The sequence below is a fragment of the Marinovum sp. genome (genome assembly GCF_048263515.1).
In the GTDB taxonomy this organism is placed as follows: Bacteria; Pseudomonadota; Alphaproteobacteria; order Rhodobacterales; family Rhodobacteraceae; genus Marinovum.
On sequence record NZ_JBLXEC010000009.1, the window covers coordinates 132,855 to 153,326 of the forward strand.

The following is a 20,472-nucleotide window of genomic DNA, read 5'->3' on the forward strand; positions in this document are numbered from 1 at the left end:
CGGAGCGGTGGGTTGGAAACCCACCCTACGTGAGCGTGCCGAGGAAACCGCTGAGGTCGTTGGTGTGGTGGTGGATGTGATCGGCCTCGAGCCGTTCGGGCGCGACATGCACGGTGCGCATTCCCATAGCATGCGGCGCGGCGAGGTTGCGGGGATCGTCCTCGAACATCGCGGCGCGGGCGGGATCGGTGCCGTCTCGGGCAAAGATCGTCTCGAAGGCTTCCCGCTCGGGCTTGGGACGGAACTCGGCATGTTCAACGCCATAGACCGCATCGAACAGCCCCGAGAGCCCGCGCGCCGCCAGCACCTCTTCGGCGTAAGGCGATGTGCCGTTGGTGTAGACGATGCGACGCCCCGGCAGGGCGCGGATCCGCGCGGCGAGCTCCGGATCGGGGGTCAGCACCGAGAAATCGATCTGGTGCACATCCTCGAGATAGGGCGTCGGGTCGACGTCATGTTCGCGCATCAGCCCGGCCAGCGTGGTGCCGTAGGTCTTCCAGTAGTGCACCCGCAGGTGGCTGGCTTCGGCCTCGGTCACGCCGAGCGCCTGCATCACATAGGCCGTCATCCGCGGCTCGATCTGGGCAAACAGCCGGCTTTCGGGCGGATAGAGCGTATTGTCGAGGTCGAAGACCCAATGGGCCACATGCGAGAAGAGGTCTTTTGCCATGGCCCGGACGCTACGCGCCCGCGGCAGCGCGCGCAATGGCCGTATTGCCGGGCCGGGCCGGGCTGGCTAAGGTCGCGCCCGGGACAAAGGAGACATGCGTGAGCCAGAAGACGACGCCGCAGAAAGACGCCTATACGATGATCCTCGAAGCGATTGACGTGGGCACCTTCCGCCCCGGTGATCGGCTGGTTGAGAGCGATCTGGCCGAACGTCTGGGCATGAGCCGCACGCCGATCCGCGAGGCGCTGCAACGTCTGGAAACGCAATCCCTGCTGTCGCGTGACGGCCGTTCGCTGATCGTGGCCTCGCTCGATCACAACCAGATGGCCGAGCTCTACGTGGTGCGCACCGAGCTGGAAGGGCTGGCCGCGCGGCTGGCGGCGCGTCATGCCACCGCGGAAGAGGTCCGGGTGCTGCGTGACATGGTCAAGGAAGACCGGGCGCTGGTCGACAACCCCTCAGCGCTGTCGCGTGCCAACCGGCGGTTTCACAAGCAGATTCACCTGGCCTCTCACAACCGCTTCCTTGTGCAGCAACTCGACCTGGTGCACCGGTCGATGGCGCTGATGGCCACAACCTCGCTGGCGGCCGAGGGTCGGGGCGAAAAGGCGCTGGCCGAGCATGAGGCCATCGTCCGCGCCATCGAGGCGCGCGACGAGGCGGCGGCCTACGAGGCGCTGAAATCGCATATCTCGGTGGCCTTCGTCACCCGGCTCAAGCTCGACTCGCGCAACGAAAACTAGGGCGCCGGCGCTTCTTCGTGATCGATCAGCGGCTCGGAGTTGGAATGGCCGTGGTCGGTCTTGTCCCAGTAGAACGGCTTCAGCATGAGCTCGATCAGCCCCTTGTAGAGCGCGATGCTGCCCATCGGGAAATAGAACAGCAGCGTCGGCACCCAGGGGATCAGCCCGCGGTGCTGCGGGCTGGCCACCGCCGTGGCACCGATTACCAGTCCGGTGCATTCCGCCAGCAGGAAGAATGACAGCACGAAGGCCTCGGGCCCCGGGCCCATCCAGTCGACCAGCGGATGCGGCAGGCCGAAGACCGCGATCCAGAAGGTCCAGAGCACCGGCGCCAGGAGGAACTGGCTGATCGCGCCGAGAAACAGCACCTGAAAGCCGAGAAACCGTTTCCAGCCCAGATCGCGCAGCAGCGCGCCGGGCCGGCGCATGTGGACGAGGTAGGTCGCCATGTAGCCCTTGAGCCAGCGTGAACGCTGGCGGATCCAGGGCCAGGGACGGCAATTGGCCTCTTCCAGCGTGACAGAGTCGATCATCTCGATGCGAAAGCCGCGGCGGGCGAGGCGGATGCCCAGATCGGCATCCTCGGTGACGTTATGGGCATCCCAGCCGCCGACCGCTTCCAACACCTTGCGGCGACAGAACAGCGTGGTGCCGCCCAGCGGAATGGGAAAGCCCATGCGCGACATGCCGGGCAGGACGATGCGGAACCAAGTGGCATATTCGATGGTGAAACAGCGCGACAGCCAGTTGGAATAGGGATTGTAGTAATCGAGGATGCCCTGCAGGCAGGCGACCTCTGGCGGGGCCTCTTCGAAATGCGCGGCCACCAGGCCAATCTGGTCGGGGGCGGGATTGTCCTCGGCGTCGTAGATGCCGATGATGTCGCCGTCGCAGAACCGCAGACCATAGTTCAGCGCCCGCGGCTTGGTGGTGAGCTCACCCGGCGGCACCACCAGGATGCGCATCCAGGGCGGCAGATCGGCGCGCGACAGCGCCTTGCGGGTCAGGAGGTCTTCGGCCTCGAGCAGCAGCACCACGTCGAGCCGGGATTTCGGATAGGTCAGCCGCGACAGCCGGGTGACCAGCCGCGCCGCGATCGAGGTTTCGCGGAAGAGCGGCACCAGGATCGAGACCTTGGGCGGCGGGCGGCGGGCGTCTTCCGGCGGCGGCGTGGTGCGGGGCAGGGGCGCGCGCAGCCGGGCAATGAAGGCGCCGAGCTTCAAGAGCACAAGCGCGGCGAGGGTGAGCACCGCCCAGGTCGCCGCGAAGGCGTAGAAGAACAGCGGCAGGGCCAGCATCACACCAACGCCGCCAAGCGCGGCCAGCGCCACCAGCCGCAGGTGGCGCGGTGTCGAGACGCGGCGCAGGTTGCGGCAGCTGTCCTCCTCCGGCAGGCCGGTCTCGGCCAGGTCCGAGAGCAGCGGCCCGTGGCAACGGGCGATGGCGGCGTGGATGTCGGCCTCGGTGGCGATGCCCATGACCACCGGGCCGACCTCGTCTGGCAAGAGCGCGCGCAGCGCCTCGAAGCGGTCGGGGTGGCAGGTGGCAAGCACCAACGTGTCGCCCAGCCGCGTCCAGGGCATGACCCCGTGTTCCAGGCAGGTCAGGGGATCGAGCGCCAGGGCGCAGTCGGCATCTGGCGGTGCCTCCTCCAGCACCAGCGACAGCGCCGCCCATCGCGCCGCCTGGGCGCGCAGGACCTCTTCAGCTGTGGCAAAGCCCTCGGCCAGCAACACCTGATGGATCGGCGCCTTGCACTGATTGTGGATCGCCAGGACGCGCAGGAAATCCGCGGCCGTGATCACCCCCATGTCGACCAGGATACGTCCCAGCGGCAATTGGTAGTGACGACTGAGACGGGCGGTCTGACGACCGCGCAATTGCAGTTGTGGGGGACTCATGATCCTGGCCTCGTAGCTGCTGGCCAAGAATGACGAATTTTAGATTAATGTTCGGTAAACGAAGCCCTAACAAAGAGTTAACCACGCCGAAGCGCGGTTAACCCCTGTCTGGAATGTCCGGCCTGACGGCGGTTCAGGCGCGCGCCGCCATCGCCTCGGCGAATTGCTCGAACAGGTAGAAGCTGTCCTGCGGGCCGGGGCTGGCCTCGGGGTGGTGCTGCACCGAATAGACCTTGCGATCGCCGGCGTTCAGCGCGATGCCGCAGTTCGAGCCGTCGAACAGCGAGACATGGGTCTGCACCACGTTGTCGGGCAGGGTGGCAGCGTCGACGGCAAAGCCGTGGTTCATCGAGGTGATCTCGACCTTGCCGGTGACCATGTCCTTGACCGGGTGGTTGGCGCCGTGGTGGCCGTGGTTCATCTTGATGGTGCGGCCGCCAAGCGCCAGCGCCAGCATCTGGTGACCGAGGCAGATGCCGAACATCGGCAGGTCGGTCTCGTCCAGCAGCTGCTTGATCATCGGCACGGCATATTCACCGGTGGCCGCCGGGTCGCCCGGGCCGTTCGACAGGAAGATGCCGTCGGGATTGTGGGCCATGACCTCTTCCGCCGTGGCGGTGGCGGGCAGCACGGTGACGTCGCAGCCGGCCGAGGCCAGGCAACGCAGGATGTTGCGTTTCGCGCCATAATCGACGGCAACGACCTTGTGCTTGGGTGCGGTCTGCGGGGCATAGCCCTCGGGCCAGGCCCAGCGCATCTCGTCCCAGCGGTAGCTCTGCGCGCAGGTCACGTCCTTGGCAAGGTCGAGCCCCATCAGCCCCTTGAAGGCGCGCGCCTTGGCGACCAGCGCCTCGATGTCGAAGTTGCCCTCGGGATCATGTGCCAGCGCCACATGCGGCGCGCCCTGCTGGCGGATCGCCCGGGTCAGCCGGCGGGTGTCGATGCCGCCGATGGCGATCCGGCCCCGGGCGGCCAGCCAGTCCGACAGCTCCTGCACCGCGCGCCAGTTCGACGGCTCGGTGGGCATCCACTTGACCACCATGCCCTCGGCCACCGGATCGGCGGTTTCGTCATCCTCGGGGTTCACACCGACATTGCCGATATGCGGGAAGGTGAAGGTGACGACCTGTCCGGCATAAGAGGGATCGGTCATGATCTCCTGGTAGCCGGTCATGGCGGTGTTGAAGCACAGTTCGGCGACGCGGGTTCCGGTGGCGCCAAAACCCGTGCCATAAAAGACCGTGCCATCGGCAAGAGCGAGGCAGGCGGTGGGCGTCTGATCGGCGCGTGCGGTCATCGGGCGACTCCCTGTGGCGGTATATGGGGCAAATTTGCGCGAACCTATGCCCGGACCGGCATGGGGTCAAGGCCCTAGATGGACCTGTCGGGAAATTCAAATATCGTTTGTTTACAGCGGGTTATCTGGCTGCGGCTGGCATTGCCTCTGCGCGAGGCTTGGCGTATGGTTCGAGGCTGGGATTAACCCATGGGGATGGGACGACATGAGTTTACGCGCAGAGATCACGTCAGCGCTCAAACAGGCAATGCGGGACAAGGATGCCCGGCGCCTGTCGACATTGCGGCTGATCAGTGCCGCCATCAAGGACCGCGAGATCGCCCTGCGCGGCAGCGGCGAGGAAGAGACCCTGGGCGAGCGCGACGTGCTTGCCATCCTCGGCAAGATGGTCAAGCAGCGCCAGGAAAGCGCGCGCACCTACGAAGAGGGCGGCCGGCTGGACCTGGCCGAGCGCGAGCTGGCAGAGATCGAGGTGATCGAGGAATTCCTGCCGCGCAAGCTCGACGACAAGGAAGTGGCCGCGGCGGTGGACGCGGCAGTGGCCGAGGTCGGCGCGTCGTCCATCCGCGACATGGGCAAGGTGATGGGGGCGCTGAAGGCGCGCTACACCGGCCAGATGGATTTCGGCGCGGTCGGGCCTCTGGTCAAGACGCGGTTGTCTCAGGGCTGAACGGCTGGGGCTGACGCGCATCGCCGGGCCGTGAAGGCGACCCTTCATGCCGGAGGCATGCCTATGGCTTGCCGCCGCTGTTAGCGCGCAGGGTGCCTTGCTCCGGTCGTTGGGCCTTGTAGCTTTAGCGCAAGCCGTGGAGCGTCGGGCCGCGGTGCGGCGATCCTCCGTTGGTTCGGCAGCGCTTTATCCCAGCCAAATCCGGATAAGATCAGATCGGCGCGCTTGTGCCAGCCAAATCGCCGTGCCGTGGAGGCGGCCCGGCGACGCGCGGCGGCTTGCAGCCGCTGTTAACGCGCTGGGTGCCTTGCTCAGGTCGTTGGGCCTTGTAGCTTTGTCGCAAGCCGTGGAGCGTCGGGCCGAGGTGCGGCGATCCTCCATTGGGTCGGCATTACTTTATCTCAGCCAAGTCCGGAAGACCTCAGATCGGCGCGCTTTTGGCAGCCAAATCGCCGTGCCGTGGGGGCGGCCCGTCATGCCGAAGGCATGCCTCTGGCATGATGCGCGGCGGCCTGCGGCCGCTGCTAACGCGCTGGGTGCCTTGAACCGAAGTTGACGCAACTCAAGGTCAGTCGATCCGATAGTCCCGGCGGATCTCGGCATCATCCTCGACACGGAAGCGCTGGACGAAGCGGGTCTTGAAACTCACCCGCCCCCGGCGCGCGCCGAAGTTTTCGCCGTGGTTCAGCAGATAGAGCACCCGCGGCGCCTCGAGCGCAGTCAGCGCGCGACCGGCGAGCCGCGCCAGATAGGGGAACATCCGGTGCTCGTGCTGGCTCATCTCGCGCAGGAAATCGACCTCGGCCGCGCCGTTCGCGAGATCGAAGCGCAGGGCCGCGCAGGAGCCGCAGAGCTTCCAGAACGGTTTGCGCAAGGGTTGCGACAGGCTGCGCGGCGCGGCGCAGGCCAGCGTGTCGGCGCGGTGATCGAGGATATAGCCGGTCTGCGCCAGGTAGCCGCCGGGGGCCGCGCGCTGCATCATTTCTTCGACCAGCCCGGGATGCGCCAGATCGTCGGCGTCAAAGGTCATCGCGTAGCCGGCCCCGATCCCCAGCTCCGGCAGGTGATCGCAGAGCTGCGCCAGCTTGCGCCATTTGTCGTTGCCCTCGACGGGCGTAGTGAAGGGCAGGAAGGTGATGCGCGGATCGTCGGGCAGGTCCTCGGGCCGGTCCTGGCCGCAGATCACCGCCTGCCAGCGGCTGTCGCTCTGGCGCTGCAGCCCGGCCAGAGTGGCACCGAGGCGGGCGCAGGTGCTCTCCCAGTTGCCGACATGGTGACGGCCGACCAGCGGGATCAGGAAGACCACGGCCTGGGGCGCCGCCTTGGCAGAGAACGGACGCAAGGCGAGGGCGGCACGCTCCGACGGTTGCAGCTTGTCGTCACGCGCCAAGAGCACATTGGGCCCGGCGGTGGCAGCGGTGACAAGGCGTCTCAGGCGGGCAGGTTTCGGGGTGGCCGGGATTTGCGCCATCGGCCTAGATCCGCGCCGGCGGCACTTGCCGGGTGAGGTCCTGATAGAGCGCGATGCGCTCGTCCTCAGACAGGAAGGCGCCGATCTCGACCTCGCGGCCGCCACCGGTCAGGGTGACATAGAACGGCACCGGCCCGCCCTCGCGGTGCAGATGCGGCCGCGCCCAGTAGGTCTTGCAGGCCCAGCATTGCGCGGGGCCGCGCGGGTTGTGCCGGGTCAGGGAAATTTCGTCCGGCGTCACCCTGAGCACCTCGAGCAGCTGGCAATCGCGGTGATTGCGGTCGAGCGCATACCACAGCCCGCCAAGCGCCAGCAGCAGAAAGGGCAGCAGCCCCCAGAGCAGCGCGGTGCCGAGCAGGCCGAAGAGCGGAATGGTGGCGAGAGCAAAGGTCGCCAGAAGGAAGGCGGCATAGCCCTTCGGAGGCAGCGATTCATGCGGCCAGAGGCGCAATTCGGCCTCGTTCGGAGAAGGGCTGGGCGACCATCGATAGGGCATGGATTACATATAGGTTTGGCCTTGCCGGACGTCGACTGAAATATCGACGCATCCCGCCGACGCGGCTGGGCGCTCCGGCACGCCGGGCGTCAGGGCTGGCCAGGGGGTTGGAGCGGGGCCGGGCGCACAGGGAGCGAGCCAGGGGATGGTCGCGCGCCGCGGCCCCGGCTGACGAAAGTTGGGGCTTCCGCCAGCAAGAGCGCCTTTCGGCGCCCCTTTGTCAGGCTGTTACGTCCTCCTGTATGCGCGTGTGACCGGGGTCACAGCGCCGGAAGGTGCCGGCCGGAAAGCTGTCACGAAGACGGGTCACGTCTCAGTCCGGGGTGGCGGGGCAGAGCAGGCAGATGCCGCCGCGAGTCGGGGTGTCACCCTGCGGCTGGGCGTCCGAAGGATAGGTCAGAAGCGGCAGGATGTCGGCGCCGAAGGCCAGGACCGGGGCGGCCGCGAAGCCGGCCAGAAGGCCGGCGGCGAGTAGCGTGGCAAAGCGTGTCATGGAAAAAGTCCTTTGCAAATAATGCAGTTGCAGCATGACACGTTGCGCCCGGTCCGTATGTGCGCGGTGTCACAAGCCCGTAGTCTTTTACCTCCCCGTCATAAACGCCGCCCCCGGAACCGACACCGCCCTGCAAACGCAAAAGGCCCGCGCAATGCGCGGGCCTTTCGGTCTGTCTAGTCTGGCGATCAATGCGCCGGGTGCTTGTCCCAGTCTTCCTGCTTGGGCAGGATTTCGAAGGTGTGCTCCGGCGGCGGGGTCGGCAGGGTCCATTCCAGCGTATCCGCATATTCGTTCCAGTAGTTGTTGCGGTTCTCGCGTGCGCCGCGCAGCAGCGCCTGGCCCACGATGTAGAAGAACAGCAGGAACGAGGCGAAGGAGATGAACGCACCGATCGACGACCAGAAGTTCCAGGTGGCGAATGCCTCCGGATAGTCGATGTAGCGGCGCGGCATGCCCTGGCGGCCAAGGAAGTGCTGCGGGAAGAAGGTCAGGTTGGCACCGATGAAGAACATCCAGAAGTGCACCTGGGCCAGCTTCTCGTTGTACTGGCGGCCGGTCATCTTGGCGAACCAGAAGTACATGCCGGCAAAGATGCAGAACACCGCGCCGAGGCTCATCACGTAGTGGAAGTGCGCCACGACGTAATAGGTGTCGTGATAGGCCCGGTCCACGGCTGCCTGCGACAGCACGATGCCGGTCACGCCGCCAACGGTGAAGAGGAAGAGGAAGCCCATGGCGAAGAGCATCGGCGCCTTGAACTCGATCGAGCCGCCCCACATCGTTGCGATCCACGAGAAGATCTTCACGCCTGTCGGCACGGCGATCACCATGGTGGCCAGCATGAAGTAGGACTGCTGGGTCAGCGACATGCCGACGGTGTACATGTGGTGCGCCCAGACGACAAAGCCCAGCGCGCCGATCGCGATGATCGCCCAGACCATCGGCAGGTAACCGAAGACGGGCTTGCGCGAGAAGGTGGCGATCACGTGGCTGACGATGCCGAAGCCCGGCAGGATCACGATGTAGACTTCCGGGTGGCCGAAGAACCACAGGATGTGCTGGTAGAGGATCGGGTCACCGCCGCCCGACGGGTCGAAGAAGGTCGTCCCGAAGTTGCGGTCGGTCAGCAGCATGGTGATGGCGCCAGCCAGAACCGGCAGCGACAGAAGGATCAGCCACGCCGTGACGAAGATCGCCCAGGAGAACAGCGGCACCTTGAACAGCGTCATGCCGGGCGCGCGCATGTTCAGGAAGGTGGTGATCATGTTGATCGCACCGAGGATCGACGAGGCGCCCGAGACGTGCACCGCAAAGATCGCCAGGTCCATCGACAGGCCGCCTTCGTTGGTCGAGAGCGGCGGATAGAGCACCCAGCCCACGCCCGAACCGAGCTGGTCGTTGCCGCCGGGCGACAGGACCGAGCAGACGGCGAGGGTGGTACCGGCCACATAGAGCCAGAACGACAGGTTGTTCATCCGCGGGAAGGCCATGTCCGGCGCGCCGATCTGCAGTGGCATGAAGTAGTTGCCGAAGCCGCCGAAGAGCGCGGGAATGACCACGAAGAACATCATCAGGATGCCGTGACCGGTGATCAGCACGTTCCAGAGGTGGCCGTTCGGGGTACAGACCGCATCCGAGGCAATCAGGCGGGCGCCTTCCATGCACATGAACTGCACGCCGGGCTCCATGAGCTCCAGACGCATGTAAACGGTGAAAGCCACCGAGATGAAGCCAGCAAACGCAGAGACGATGAGATACAGGATCCCGATATCTTTGTGATTGGTGGACATGAACCAGCGGGTAAAGAAACCACGCTGATCCTCATGCTCGTGGCCGTGAATGGCGGCGTCAGCCATGTCTCGTGCCTCCTGCTAGACAAAACATGGGCGCATGCACCATAGCCGGCGCCCGGAATCTCCGTCCGGTTCTAGAATGCACGCCCGAGATCGGCAACGGGTCAGATTGACCTAGATCAAGAAAAAGTGTCGCGGGGGCGGGAGTTCTGCCGCGCGGTGTCAGTTCACCGCGACCACGAGGCCGACAATGGGAATCAGCAGCGCCGCCAGCCAGAAGGCCAGCCTGCGGTTGTAGAGCGGCGTCGGCAGGTAGCAGTTGCCGCAGACCGATGCGCCGAAACGCAGGCGGTGGCCACAGCTGGGGCAGCGAAAGAAGCGGCGGGTCAAGGGGGATACCTCGGGAAATGCGGTTGGGTGGAATGGAGAAAGGTCTGGGTGGAAGGGGCCGGTGCGAGGGTCAGGGACTTCACGGGAGCCGGAAAGATGGAACCGGACTGAATTGTGAGACAGGTCACGGTTTGTACTGAAATGGTGTGACGGGCTGGCGGTCCGGTCGGAATTGGGGCGGTCTGTGGGGGGGGCTCGGGGGTTGCTGTGCCGGCAAGGTGCCGCGCGACTTTGGCAAATTTGCGGCGACGCGCAAGAGAGTGTCTTTGCGGGGAAGATTGGAGGCGGTCGCCGAGGCTCAGTCGAACTCGCCGAAGGTCACGTCGAACTGCGCGCGCAGGGCGACGTCGAGGTCGTCCATGGTCACCGGCAGCCCGAGATCGACGAGGCTGGTGACCCCGTGTTCGGTGATGCCGCAGGGCACGATGCCGCTGAAATGGCTGAGGTCCGGCTCGACGTTGATCGAGACGCCGTGGAAGCTCACCCATTTGCGCAGGCGGATGCCGATGGCGGCGATCTTGTCTTCCTGCGGTTGGCCCGTCGCGCTCAGCGGCTTGTCGCCACGGGTCACCCAGACGCCGACCCGGCCGTCGCGGATCTCGCCCTTGACGTTGAAGGCGTCGAGCGTGGCAATGACCCAGGTCTCGAGCTGATGCACGAAGCGGCGCACGTCGCGGCCGCGGCGGCCGACGTCGAGCATCACATAGGCCACCCGCTGGCCCGGACCGTGATAGGTGTACTGGCCGCCGCGCTTGCTGGCGTAGACCGGGAAACGGTCGGGATCGGTCAGATCCTCGATCCGGGCCGAGGTGCCGGCGGTGTAGAGCGGCGGATGTTCGACCAGCCAGACGGCTTCCTCGGCGCGGCCCTCGGCAATCGCCGCGGCGCGCGTCTCCATGAAACGCACGGCCTCGTCGTAATCGGTCAGGCCGTCTGAGATGATCCATTCCACCATGCCGGTGAGGTACACCGGCGGCGCGCGGGGGAAAAGAGCAAAGCGCCGTTTGGGGGCGCTGCCCCCGTCGCCATGGGCGACTCCCCCGAGGGTATTTTCGGCAAGAGGAAGTTGCAGGGTGGGAGGCTGTGACGGGGGTGGGAAAAAAGTTGCTGGCGGGATGGTTTTCGCTCTTGGCAATGTCGGGGCTATTGGCTAAACCCCGCCCACCAGTTCAAAGTGCGGTCGTGGCGGAATTGGTAGACGCGCAGCGTTGAGGTCGCTGTGGGGTAACTCCCGTGGAAGTTCGAGTCTTCTCGACCGCACCAATTTTCCCTTCGGGGGAAGACAGGTGAACCGAAAAAGCCCCTGCTTGTCAGGGGCTTTGGGCGTTTTCAGGGGTGTTTGTCCCAAAGGGTTGGCCGGGCCCGAAGGCCCGGTGCTTCAGTCGTCCGGCGCGCCGGTCTTCCAGGTGCCTTTGGCCACCCGCAGGTGGAAGGGCGGGAATTTCACCAGTTCCTCCAGCAGCAACAGCGAGAACACCCAGATCACCGGCAGGTCGAGCCAGAGCACCATGATTGCCGTCGCCGGCACCCGGAAGAGCCATTGCGACCAGACGAAGACATGCATGACATAGACCGTGTCGCCGCCCGCCCGCAGGGTATTGCCGCAGATCGCGTTCGACCCCTTGGGGAAGGGCAGGACCAGCAGGATCGGCAGGAAGCTGAGCAGCGTCGCCTGGGTTGCCGGCGCCAGGTCGGCGTAGATCCAGGGGCTGGCGAGGCAGACCGCGGCATAGAAACAGGCCACCAGCGCCGCCGCCAGCAGCGCCACGCGCCAGGCATCGGCGAGGAAGGTCTCGAGATCCTCGGGGTCCACGCGCTTGCCCAGCATCTGGCCCACCATGATGCCGGTGGCCTGCGCCCAGCACATGCCGACGGTGCCCGCCACCTGCACCCAGGGCATGATGATCGTCATCGCGGCGAATTGCGTCACCGGCAGGGTGGCATAGATCAGCCCGCAGACGTTCATCGCCACGGTGGCGCTGGCAAAGGTGGCGGCAATCGGCAGGGCGAAGACCAGGTGCCGCTTCAGCGAGGCGGCAAAGGTGCCGTTGCGCCAGCCCGGCGTCTGCAGCAGGTCGCGGCGGGTCCTGAGCAGCACCAGCGCCAGGAAGCCCACCTGCACCAGCGAGGCGAGGGCGCTGCCCATCGCGGCGCCTTGCACGCCGAAGGCCGGCAGGCCGAAATGCCCGTGGATCAGGATGACGCTGGTGGTGATGTTGATCGGCACGGCGATGACATAGCTCAGCGCCGGCAGGCGGGTGTCACCGCAGCCGTTGAAGAAGCCGGTCAGGCATTGGCCCACCGCCTCGGCCAGGATCACGATGGCAAAGACCGAGAGGTAGCCGCGCGCCTGCTCGGCGATCCAGGCGTCATGCGCCAGGGCGTCGATCGCCGGGCCGGCGGCGAAGGCGAGGACGGCGAGGCCCACGAGGATCACCGCCACGTTGATGGTGAGCCCGGCAAGCAGCGCCGATTTCAGAAAGACCTTGTCGCCGGAGCCAAAGGCCTGGGCAATGCGGATCTGCGTGGCATTGGAAAAGGCCACGATCAGCCCGAGCAGCAGGCCGGCGATCGAGGCCGAGAGGCCGAGCACCGCCACTGCCGATTCACCGAGCGACGAGACCAGCCAGGCGTCGATCACGACAATGCCGTGCAGCATGAGGGCCTTGAAGGTCAGCGGCCAGGCGAGGTTGAACACCGCGCGCGTCGAGGGAACATCCCTCGTGAGGGGGAAAGACGTCATGGTTACAGGGTCCGTGGATTGCGGCGGCCCGGACGGGTCGTCGGACAGGAAGCCTTTGACGCGGTGGGCGGCGCAAAGGCAAGGGGCAGGGGCGGCGGCACCGTCCGCTGTCATGTCAGTCCGGGGTCTCGAAATACCCGGCGTTGTCGCGTGTGATCTGTTCGAGTGTTGTGTCGAGGCGGGAGAGGTGTTGCATGCCGCGTTCGACGGCGGTGTCGGGGTCGGCGTTCAGGATGGCGTCGGCGATGGCTTCGTGGTCGGCGAGGAGTTGCGGCATGCGGTCTTCCTTGGCGAGGCCGAGCAGGCAGAGGCGGTCGACCTTGGCCTTTTCGCCGGCGATCACCTCGAAGGCAAAATCGACGCCGGCGATTTCGCAGAGGGTCTGGTGGAAGGCGTAGTCGAGCGAGGAGAAGGCGGTGGCGTCGCCGCGCGCCAGCGCCGCGCGCTGGCGGTCGAGCTCGCGGGCGAGCAGGCGGGGCTTGGCGGGGGCGGGGCTGAGGGCGGCGCGGCGCAGCACCTCGGCCTCGACCGAGGCGCGCACGAAGCGCGACTTCTCGATCTCGCGGGCCGAGAAGCGGCGCACCTCGGTGGCGCGTTGCGGCCGGATGAGCAGCAGGTCGAGATTGGCGAGCCTCGTGAAGGCATCGCGCACCGGCTGGCGCGAGACGCCGAAGCGGGCGGCGATCTCGGCCTCGGAGATGCGGTCGCCGGGGCGCAGGCGCAGGGCGTTGATCTCGTCACGCAGGTGGTCGAAGATCTCGTCGACGGCGGTGCGCCTTTCGCTGGGCAGGCTGTGTGGCATCCCGGGTCTCCTCTCATCACCGGTCTGGGCCGGCCTGGTGTCCCGGCTGGCGGGGGGCGCCGCGGCGGCCCCGGGGCGGGGCGGTCTGCGCGGCGGCTGAACTAGATACTAGTATTCCAGATTTGTTACTAGTATACCAGTACCAAGTTAGCCCCGAATCGCGATGACTTGCAACCGATAGGGCGGCGGAGAGCGGATGGCCTGGCCGAGCGCCGGCCTGACCCCTGGGACGGTAACGGAGGAGAAGTCATGTCGGGAGTTCGTTTGGAGGGCATCGTCAAGGCCTATGGCGCGGTACAGGTGGTGCATGGCATCGACCTCGAGGTCGCCGAGAAGGAATTTGTCGTGCTGGTGGGCCCTTCGGGCTGCGGCAAGTCGACGACGCTGCGGATGATTGCCGGTCTCGAGGAGATCTCCGACGGTGACCTGACGATCGACGGGCGGCACGTGAACCGGGTGGCCCCGAAAGACCGCGACGTGGCGATGGTGTTCCAGAACTACGCGCTGTACCCGCACCTGAACGTTGCCGACAACATCGCCTTCGGGTTGCGCATCCGCAAGGAAAGCAAGGAACATATCGCGGCCTCGGTCGACGAGGTCGGCACCATTCTGGGCCTCACGCCCTATCTCGAGCGGCGTCCGGCGGACCTCTCGGGGGGTCAGCGCCAGCGGGTTGCCATGGGCCGGGCCATCGTGCGCCGCCCCAAGGTCTTCCTGTTCGACGAGCCGCTCTCGAACCTCGATGCCAAGCTGCGCACCCAGATGCGCGCCGAGATCAAGCGGCTGCACAAGCGGCTTGGTGCGACAAGCATTTACGTGACCCACGACCAGGTCGAGGCGATGACGCTGGCCGACCGCATCGTCGTGATGCATGACGGCCGGATCGAGCAGATCGGCAGCCCGATGGAGCTCTTCCTCAACCCGGCCAACACCTTCGTCGCGGGCTTTCTGGGCTCGCCGCCGATGAACATGGTCAAGGCGCGGCTGGTGGCGGGCGACCGCGGCCCGATGGCCGAGTTCGACGGCCAGCGCATCCAGCTGCAGGCGATCCCGTCCCTGCAGAACGCCGTCGGCCGCGAGGTGATCCTGGGCATCCGGCCCGAGTTCGTCTCGGTCGCCGACCAGGATGATCCGAACAAGGTGACGCTCGATGTCGACCTGGTCGAGACCCTGGGCTCCGAGGCGCTGATCCATGCCAGCCTGCAGGGCGAGGCCTTCGTGATCCGCACCGACACCGTGGGGCAGATGCACATTCTCGACGGCATCTCGGGCTTCACCATCGATCCCAAGCTGATCAAGGTGTTCGACGCCGAGACCGGCCAGGCGCTGCCCGGGCAGGTGCTGGAGCAATGAGCAACGATCCCAACTTCACCACCGCCGCCGGCCCCGCGACCGAGGAGCTGGTGTTCGACGCCAGCGAGGCGCAGCGCCGCCGCCGGCCCAGCCGCATCGTCCGGGTGGGCGACCACCTTCGCCGCGAATGGCAGCTTTACGTCATGCTGATCCCGACCATCCTGTGGCTGGCGATCTTCCTCTACAAGCCGATGTACGGGTTGCAGATCGCCTTCAAGGATTACTCGATCTTCCGCGGCGTGGCGAACAGCCCCTGGATCGGGCTCGAGCACTTCCAGACGCTGTTTGGCAACGACCAGTTCCTGCGGGCGCTGAAGAACACCATCATCATCTCCTTCTACGGGCTGATCTTCGGCTTTCCGATGCCGATCCTGCTGGCCCTGATGTTCAACGAGATCCTCAAGCAGACCTTCAAGAAGACCGCGCAGACCATCGTCTACCTGCCGCACTTCGTCTCGTCTGTGATCATCGCGGGCATCGTGATCACGGCCTTCAGCCCCTCCGCGGGGATCGTCAACACCTTCCTCGGCTGGTTCGGGGTGGAACCGATCTACTTCCTGACCAAGCCGGAATGGTTCCGACCGATCTTTGTCGGCACCGGCATCTGGCAGGAGGCGGGCTTCCAGTCGATCGTCTATCTGGCGGCCATCGCCGGGGTCTCTCCGACGCTTTACGAAAGCGCGGTGGTGGACGGTGCCAGCCGCTGGCAGATGATGTGGAAGATCACCCTGCCGTCGATCCTGCCGACGATCATCATCATGCTGATCATCCGCATCGGCAACATGCTGGAGGTGAGCTTCGAGATGATCATCCTGCTCTACCAGCCGGCGACCTATCAGACCGCCGATGTCGTCAACACCTACATCTATCGCCAGGGTATCCAGGGCGGCCAGTACGACCTTGCCGCAGCTGCGGGCCTGTTCAACGCGGTGGTGGCCTTTGTCCTGGTGATGACGGCGAACGCGATCTCCAAGCGCTTCTCGCGCACGTCGCTCTGGTAAGGGGGGAAGACCATGACCAACATGAATCTCTATTCACGTGGCGACAAGATGTTCGTCATCCTGAACATGGTGCTGATCGGGCTCTTCACCCTCTCGACGCTCTATCCGTTCATCTACATCGCCTCGCTGTCGATGAGCACCGGCTTCGAGGCCCGCGCCGGCAACGTCATCCTGACGCCGGTGGGCTTCACGCTGGAGGCCTACAAGCAGGTGCTCTCCGAGCCGCTGTTCTGGACGTCCTACATGAACACGTTCATCTACACGATCGGCGGCACGATCATGAGCCTGCTGTTCATCATCCCCGGCGCCTATGCGCTGTCCAAGCCGCAGCTTTACGGCCGGCGGTTCTGGAACCTGGTGGTGGCGTTCACCATGTGGTTCAACGCCGGTCTGATCCCGTTCTTCCTGAACATGCGCGATCTGGGCCTGCTCGACAGCTACTTCGGCATCATCATCGGCTTTGCGGTCAACGGCTTCAACATCATCCTGCTCAGGAACTTCTTCGAGGGCATTCCGCAGTCCTTCGAAGAGGCCGCCCGGATGGACGGCGCCAACGAGTTCCAGGTGCTGTGGAAGGTCTACATGCCGCTGTCGAAGCCGGCGATTGCCACGGTGGCGCTGTTCTGCATCGTCTCGCGCTGGAACGGCTTCTTCTGGGCGATGGTGCTGTTGCAGGACGAAGAGAAGATCCCGCTGCAGGTCTACCTGCGCAAGGTGATCTCCGAGCTCTCGGATGACGAGGAATTTGCCACCTCGCTGCTGACCGCGGCCTATTCGGTCGAGACCGTCACCGCCGCGATCATCGTCTGCTCGATCATCCCGATCCTCTGCATCTACCCGTTCCTGCAGAAGTACTTCTCCAAGGGCATCCTGCTGGGAGGCGTCAAGGAGTGAGCCATTGCCCCCGGCCTTCGGGCCGGGCGCCAGGACCCGGGGACCATGCCCCCGGGACCCCGACCAAACCAGTCACATTCGCATAAAGGGAGGACACCATGCGAAACCTGTCACTGTCACTGACCATGCTGGCGACAACCGCCATCACGGCCCCGGCCTTTGCCGAAAGCCATCTGCCGATCGTCGAGAAGCCGCTCGAGCTGACGATCCACATGCACTGGGCCCGCGCCCAGGGCTATGGCCCCGGCGGCGACACCTCCAAGATCTATCCGGTCGAGGAAGTGGCCCGCGAGAAGACCAACATCCACCTGGTCGACAAGACCTCGGGCCGCAACTCCACCGACAACTCGGAAGCGATGAACCTGCTTCTGGCGACCGGTGACCTGCCCGACATCGTCGGCGGCGCCAACATCCGCCAGCCGGTCAACGAATACGGCCCCCAGGGCGCCTTCGTGGCCCTCAACGAGCTGGTCGAGGAACATGCCCCGAACATCAAGGCCTGGTTCGACGAGCATCCCGACATCTGGGACGCGATCTCGGCCTATGACGGCAATGTCTATTACATTCCCTATCTGCCCGACGGCAAATATGCCCGCGCCTGGTTCGTGCGTCAGGACTGGCTCGACGCGCTGGGCCTCGAGCAGCCCGACAATGTCGAAGAGCTCTATGACGTGCTGGTGGCCTTCCGCGACCAGGACCCCAACGGCAACGGCAAGAAGGACGAGATCCCGTTCTTCGTGCGCGACTGGGAAGAGGTCCTGCGCCTGCTGACGCTCTGGGATGCACGCTCGACCGGGGCGGATGTCTATCACCAGTTCTACATCAAGGACGGCCAGATCGTTCACCCCTACGCGCAGGAGGCCTATCGTGACGGTCTCGCCAATATCGCGCAGTGGTACGAAGAGGGCCTGATCGACCCCGAGGTCTTTACCCGCGGTTCGTCTGCGCGTGACTACCTGCTGGGCGAGAACCTGGGCGGCATGACCCACGACTGGTTTGCCTCCACCAGCGGTTACAACGTGGCGCTGGCCGACAAGGTCGAGGGCTTCAACTTCATCCCCTTCCTGCCGCCGAAATCGGTGTCCGGCAAGCGGATCGAGGAAAACCGCCGCATCCCGATGAAGCCCGATGGCTGGGCGATCAGCTTCTCCAACGAGCATCCGGTCGAGACCATCAAGTACTTCGACTACTGGTTCTCGGAAGAGGGCGCGCTGCTGGCCAACTTCGGTGTCGAAGGCAAGACCTGGGACATGGTCGACGGCGAGCCGATCTACAAGCCCGAGGTGCTCGACTCCGGTCAGCCGGTGAACAGCCAGATGTATCTCGAAGGCGCGCAGGTCTATCGCGGCTACCCGCAGGACTACCGCTATGAGTGGCAGTGGACCCGCGACAGCGCCCGCGAAGGCATCGAGCTCTACGACTCCGAGGACCTGCTGGTCGAGCAGTTCCTGGGCGTCTCCTTCACCAAGGAAGAGCAGGCGGTCTACGACAAGTACTACCCCTCGCTCCAGACCTACATGCTGGAACGCCAGCAGGCCTGGATCCTCGGCACCGGCGACGTCAAGGAAGACTGGGACGACTACATGTCCGCCCTCGACAAGATGGGCTACGACGACGTGCTCGAGGTCATGAACTCGGCCTACAAGCGCCAGTACGGCGGCTGATCCGAGCCTGACCGACCCCGCCTGCGGCCGCCTCCCGGCCGCAGGCCCCCCCCTGAAAAGACACCCCGAAAGCGACAGGATACCCCCCGATGCCCGGCGCCACCGCTCCCACGCTCGACGAACCCAGAACCGGCCGCCTGACGATCCAGTATGCGCCAGATGCCGACACGCCGGTCACCGAGAACCCGCCGCGCTTTACCTGGCTGCCGGTGATCGAGGACGAGGCCAGCTACCTGCTGCGGCTGTCGCGCGATCCGGGCTTTGCGCCCAAGGACACCCGGGTTCACGGCCCGGTGCCGCTGAACTTCTTCACCCCCGACGCGGTGCTCGAGCCCGGCACCTGGCACTGGTCCTATGCCGTGGCCGATGCCGCCGGCAAACCCGCCACCGCCTGGAGCTCGACCCGCAGCTTCACCCTGGCCGAGGACCTGCCGGAAACCCCGCTGCCGTCGCGCGAGACCCGCTTTGACGGCGCGCCCACCAGCCACCCGCGGCTCTGGCTCGATGCCGACCGGCTCGAGGACTTCCGCGAAGCGGTCAAGGCCGATCCCGACCATTGCACCTGGGGCACCTTCTACGCCAAATCCGTCCTGCCCTGGATGGAGCGCGAGATCACCACCGAGCCCGCCGGCTACGAGAACCACACCCGCACCGCGCCGGTCTGGCGCAAGACCTACATCGAGCTGCAGGAGGTGATGTATGCCATCCGTCACCTCGCCATCGGCGGCCAGGTGACCCGAGACCAGGCGATGCTTGACCGCGCCAGGGCCTGGCTGCTGGAGGCGGCCAGCTGGGACCCGATGGGCGTGACCAGCCGCGCCTATACCGACGAATGGGCCTACCGCGTCACCAACGCGCTGGCCTGGGGCTACGACTGGCTCTACAACGAGCTCTCGGACGACGAGCGCAAGCTGGTCCGCGACGCGCTGCACGCACGCACCCGCGACATTGCAGAACATGCGATCCTCAACGCCAAGATCCACCTCTTTCCCTATGACAGCCACGCCGTGCGCTCGGTCTCGCTGACCCTGATCCCGGCCTGCATCGCGCTCTTGGGCGAGGACGAGGACGGCACCGGCGAGGCCCGCGACTGGCTGAACTACTGCATCGAGTTCCTCGCCACGGTCTATTCGCCCTGGGGCGATGCCGATGGCGGCTGGGCCGAGGGCACCAACTACTGGATGATGGGCATGGCCTATCTGATCGAGGCGGCCAACCGGCTGAAAAGCTTTGCCGGCATCGACCTCTACAAGCGGCCGTTCTTCCGCAACACCGGTGACTTCCCGCTCTATTGCAAGGCGCCCAACACCCGCCGCGCCACATTCGGCGACGACAGCACCCAGGGCGATCTGCCCTGCATCAAGACCGGCATCAACCTGCGGCAATACGCCGGTGTCACCGGCAATGGCGCCTACCAATGGTACCACGAGGAGCTCATGCGCCTGAACCCCGGCACCGAGGGCGCCTTCTACAACTGGGGCTGGTGGGACACGCACTTCGACGAGCTGACCTATCTGACCGACTTCCCGCAGGTCGAGGCCTCCGATCCGCCCTCGGGCCTGCGCCACTTCCGCGGCATCGGCTGGGTCGGCATCCAGCACGAGATGGCCAATCCCGACGAGCACATCCAGTTCGTGTTCAAATCCTCGCGCTTCGGCTCGATCAGCCACAGCCACGGCGACCAGAACGCCTTCTGCATGGCGGCCTATGGCGAGGACCTGGCGATCCAGTCGGGCTATTACGTCGCCTTCAACTCGACCATGCACCGGCTCTGGCGGCGCCAGACCGTCTCAAAAAACGCCATCCTGATCAATGGCAAGGGCCAATACGCCGACAAGGACAAGGCCCGCGCCATGGCCGCCACCGGCAAGATCCTCGCCGCCGAGGAGCGCGAGGATCACATGTATATCCACGGCGATGCCACCGCGGCCTACCGCTCGCTCTCGCCCGAGGTCACGCGGGCCGAGCGCGAGGTCTACTTCGTGCGCGGCAGCTACTTCGTGATCGTCGACACCGTGGACGCCGACGAACCGGTCACCATCGACTGGCTGCTGCATGCCAACCAGCCCTACGATCTGGGCAAGACCT

18 protein-coding genes and 1 tRNA gene are annotated in these 20,472 nt (G+C 65.5%); 8 read left to right on the top strand and 11 right to left on the bottom strand.

Annotated elements, in window-relative coordinates; all coding sequences use genetic code 11:
* Window positions 1–25 precede the first annotated feature (25 nt).
* Window positions 26–670: a pyrimidine 5'-nucleotidase gene (locus tag ACN0SE_RS10860; RefSeq protein WP_417524536.1), complete on the bottom strand. Its 645-nt coding sequence runs from the start codon at window positions 668–670 to the stop codon at window positions 26–28.
* 98 nt (window positions 671–768) lie between these two features.
* Between ACN0SE_RS10860 and ACN0SE_RS10865 the strand changes: the two genes are divergently transcribed.
* Window positions 769–1,413 carry a GntR family transcriptional regulator gene (locus ACN0SE_RS10865; RefSeq protein WP_417524537.1) on the top strand — a complete coding sequence of 215 codons (645 nt, stop codon included), beginning with the start codon at window positions 769–771 and terminating at the stop codon, window positions 1,411–1,413.
* Here the strand turns inward: ACN0SE_RS10865 and ACN0SE_RS10870 are convergent.
* Window positions 1,410–3,314, bottom strand: a complete 1,905-nt coding sequence (locus tag ACN0SE_RS10870; protein ID WP_417524538.1) for a glycosyltransferase family 2 protein — start codon at window positions 3,312–3,314, stop codon at window positions 1,410–1,412. The genes ACN0SE_RS10865 and ACN0SE_RS10870 overlap by 4 nt on opposite strands.
* A gap of 133 nt (window positions 3,315–3,447) precedes the next feature.
* Entirely contained in the window at window positions 3,448–4,611 is a 1,164-nt protein-coding gene (gene carA / locus ACN0SE_RS10875) for a glutamine-hydrolyzing carbamoyl-phosphate synthase small subunit (RefSeq protein ID WP_417524539.1), read from the bottom strand.
* 205 nt (window positions 4,612–4,816) lie between these two features.
* On the opposite strand from carA, the gene ACN0SE_RS10880 reads away from it, so the two are divergent.
* The gene (locus ACN0SE_RS10880) at window positions 4,817–5,281 is read left to right on the top strand and encodes a GatB/YqeY domain-containing protein (RefSeq protein ID WP_417524540.1); all 465 of its coding nucleotides are present in this window, start codon (window positions 4,817–4,819) and stop codon (window positions 5,279–5,281) included.
* A gap of 568 nt (window positions 5,282–5,849) precedes the next feature.
* On the opposite strand, the gene ACN0SE_RS10885 is transcribed toward ACN0SE_RS10880, so the two are convergent.
* The 6 genes from ACN0SE_RS10885 to lipB all read right to left on the bottom strand — a co-directional run bounded on the left by ACN0SE_RS10885 (window position 5,850) and on the right by lipB (window position 10,882).
* On the bottom strand, window positions 5,850–6,752 hold the full coding sequence (locus tag ACN0SE_RS10885) for a hypothetical protein (RefSeq protein ID WP_417524541.1): 903 nt from the start codon (window positions 6,750–6,752) through the stop codon (window positions 5,850–5,852).
* Window positions 6,753–6,756: 4 nt separating this feature from the next.
* Window positions 6,757–7,248 carry a DUF2244 domain-containing protein gene (locus tag ACN0SE_RS10890; RefSeq protein WP_417524542.1) on the bottom strand — a complete coding sequence of 164 codons (492 nt, stop codon included), beginning with the start codon at window positions 7,246–7,248 and terminating at the stop codon, window positions 6,757–6,759.
* Window positions 7,249–7,561: 313 nt separating this feature from the next.
* Entirely contained in the window at window positions 7,562–7,741 is a 180-nt protein-coding gene (locus tag ACN0SE_RS10895; RefSeq protein ID WP_417524543.1) for a hypothetical protein, read from the bottom strand.
* 188 nt (window positions 7,742–7,929) lie between these two features.
* Window positions 7,930–9,600 (bottom strand): cytochrome c oxidase subunit I, encoded by a 1,671-nt coding sequence (gene ctaD, locus ACN0SE_RS10900; RefSeq protein ID WP_417524544.1) that lies wholly within the window; start codon window positions 9,598–9,600, stop codon window positions 7,930–7,932.
* A gap of 159 nt (window positions 9,601–9,759) precedes the next feature.
* Entirely contained in the window at window positions 9,760–9,927 is a 168-nt protein-coding gene (locus tag ACN0SE_RS10905; protein ID WP_417524545.1) for a hypothetical protein, read from the bottom strand.
* A 298-nt stretch (window positions 9,928–10,225) separates the two neighbouring features.
* Entirely contained in the window at window positions 10,226–10,882 is a 657-nt protein-coding gene (lipB, locus tag ACN0SE_RS10910) for a lipoyl(octanoyl) transferase LipB (protein WP_417524559.1), read from the bottom strand.
* Window positions 10,883–11,103: 221 nt separating this feature from the next.
* On the opposite strand from lipB, the gene ACN0SE_RS10915 reads away from it, so the two are divergent.
* A tRNA-Leu gene (locus ACN0SE_RS10915) sits at window positions 11,104–11,190 on the top strand.
* 115 nt (window positions 11,191–11,305) lie between these two features.
* On the opposite strand, the gene ACN0SE_RS10920 is transcribed toward ACN0SE_RS10915, so the two are convergent.
* Both ACN0SE_RS10920 and ACN0SE_RS10925 read right to left on the bottom strand, forming a co-directional pair.
* Window positions 11,306–12,670, bottom strand: a complete 1,365-nt coding sequence (locus ACN0SE_RS10920) for an MATE family efflux transporter (protein WP_417524546.1) — start codon at window positions 12,668–12,670, stop codon at window positions 11,306–11,308.
* A 115-nt stretch (window positions 12,671–12,785) separates the two neighbouring features.
* Window positions 12,786–13,472, bottom strand: coding sequence for a GntR family transcriptional regulator (locus ACN0SE_RS10925; protein WP_417524547.1), 687 nt, complete (start codon window positions 13,470–13,472; stop codon window positions 12,786–12,788).
* Window positions 13,473–13,721: 249 nt separating this feature from the next.
* Between ACN0SE_RS10925 and ACN0SE_RS10930 the strand changes: the two genes are divergently transcribed.
* The 5 genes from ACN0SE_RS10930 to ACN0SE_RS10950 form a co-directional block, all read left to right on the top strand.
* Window positions 13,722–14,825 (top strand): ABC transporter ATP-binding protein, encoded by a 1,104-nt coding sequence (locus tag ACN0SE_RS10930; RefSeq protein WP_417524548.1) that lies wholly within the window; start codon window positions 13,722–13,724, stop codon window positions 14,823–14,825.
* On the top strand, window positions 14,822–15,826 hold the full coding sequence (locus ACN0SE_RS10935) for an ABC transporter permease (protein ID WP_417524549.1): 1,005 nt from the start codon (window positions 14,822–14,824) through the stop codon (window positions 15,824–15,826). Before ACN0SE_RS10930 ends, ACN0SE_RS10935 begins: the two co-directional genes overlap by 4 nt.
* 12 nt (window positions 15,827–15,838) lie before the next feature.
* Window positions 15,839–16,720, top strand: coding sequence for a carbohydrate ABC transporter permease (locus ACN0SE_RS10940; RefSeq protein WP_417524550.1), 882 nt, complete (start codon window positions 15,839–15,841; stop codon window positions 16,718–16,720).
* Window positions 16,721–16,818: 98 nt separating this feature from the next.
* Complete coding sequence (locus tag ACN0SE_RS10945) at window positions 16,819–18,384, top strand: sugar ABC transporter permease (RefSeq protein ID WP_417524551.1); 1,566 nt, start codon at window positions 16,819–16,821, stop codon at window positions 18,382–18,384.
* An 89-nt stretch (window positions 18,385–18,473) separates the two neighbouring features.
* Window positions 18,474–20,472, top strand: a 1,999-nt coding sequence (locus tag ACN0SE_RS10950; protein ID WP_417524552.1) for a DUF4962 domain-containing protein, incomplete at its 3' end; no start/stop codon positions are given.

Bases quoted from the DNA above. Each gene is read 5' to 3' on its own strand.
- ACN0SE_RS10860 (WP_417524536.1), bottom strand. From the start codon at position 670: ATGGCAAAAGACCTCTTCTCGCATGTGGCCCATTGGGTCTTCGACCTC.
- ACN0SE_RS10870 (WP_417524538.1), bottom strand. From the start codon at position 3,314: ATGAGTCCCCCACAACTGCAATTGCGCGGTCGTCAGACCGCCCGTCTC.
- carA (WP_417524539.1), bottom strand. From the start codon at position 4,611: ATGACCGCACGCGCCGATCAGACGCCCACCGCCTGCCTCGCTCTTGCC.
- ACN0SE_RS10880 (WP_417524540.1), top strand. From the start codon at position 4,817: ATGAGTTTACGCGCAGAGATCACGTCAGCGCTCAAACAGGCAATGCGG.
- ACN0SE_RS10885 (WP_417524541.1), bottom strand. From the start codon at position 6,752: ATGGCGCAAATCCCGGCCACCCCGAAACCTGCCCGCCTGAGACGCCTT.
- ACN0SE_RS10890 (WP_417524542.1), bottom strand. From the start codon at position 7,248: ATGCCCTATCGATGGTCGCCCAGCCCTTCTCCGAACGAGGCCGAATTG.
- ACN0SE_RS10895 (WP_417524543.1), bottom strand. From the start codon at position 7,741: ATGACACGCTTTGCCACGCTACTCGCCGCCGGCCTTCTGGCCGGCTTC.
- ctaD (WP_417524544.1), bottom strand. From the start codon at position 9,600: ATGGCTGACGCCGCCATTCACGGCCACGAGCATGAGGATCAGCGTGGT.
- lipB (WP_417524559.1), bottom strand. From the start codon at position 10,882: ATGGTGGAATGGATCATCTCAGACGGCCTGACCGATTACGACGAGGCC.
- ACN0SE_RS10920 (WP_417524546.1), bottom strand. From the start codon at position 12,670: ATGACGTCTTTCCCCCTCACGAGGGATGTTCCCTCGACGCGCGCGGTG.
- ACN0SE_RS10925 (WP_417524547.1), bottom strand. From the start codon at position 13,472: ATGCCACACAGCCTGCCCAGCGAAAGGCGCACCGCCGTCGACGAGATC.
- ACN0SE_RS10930 (WP_417524548.1), top strand. From the start codon at position 13,722: ATGTCGGGAGTTCGTTTGGAGGGCATCGTCAAGGCCTATGGCGCGGTA.
- ACN0SE_RS10935 (WP_417524549.1), top strand. From the start codon at position 14,822: ATGAGCAACGATCCCAACTTCACCACCGCCGCCGGCCCCGCGACCGAG.
- ACN0SE_RS10940 (WP_417524550.1), top strand. From the start codon at position 15,839: ATGACCAACATGAATCTCTATTCACGTGGCGACAAGATGTTCGTCATC.
- ACN0SE_RS10945 (WP_417524551.1), top strand. From the start codon at position 16,819: ATGCGAAACCTGTCACTGTCACTGACCATGCTGGCGACAACCGCCATC.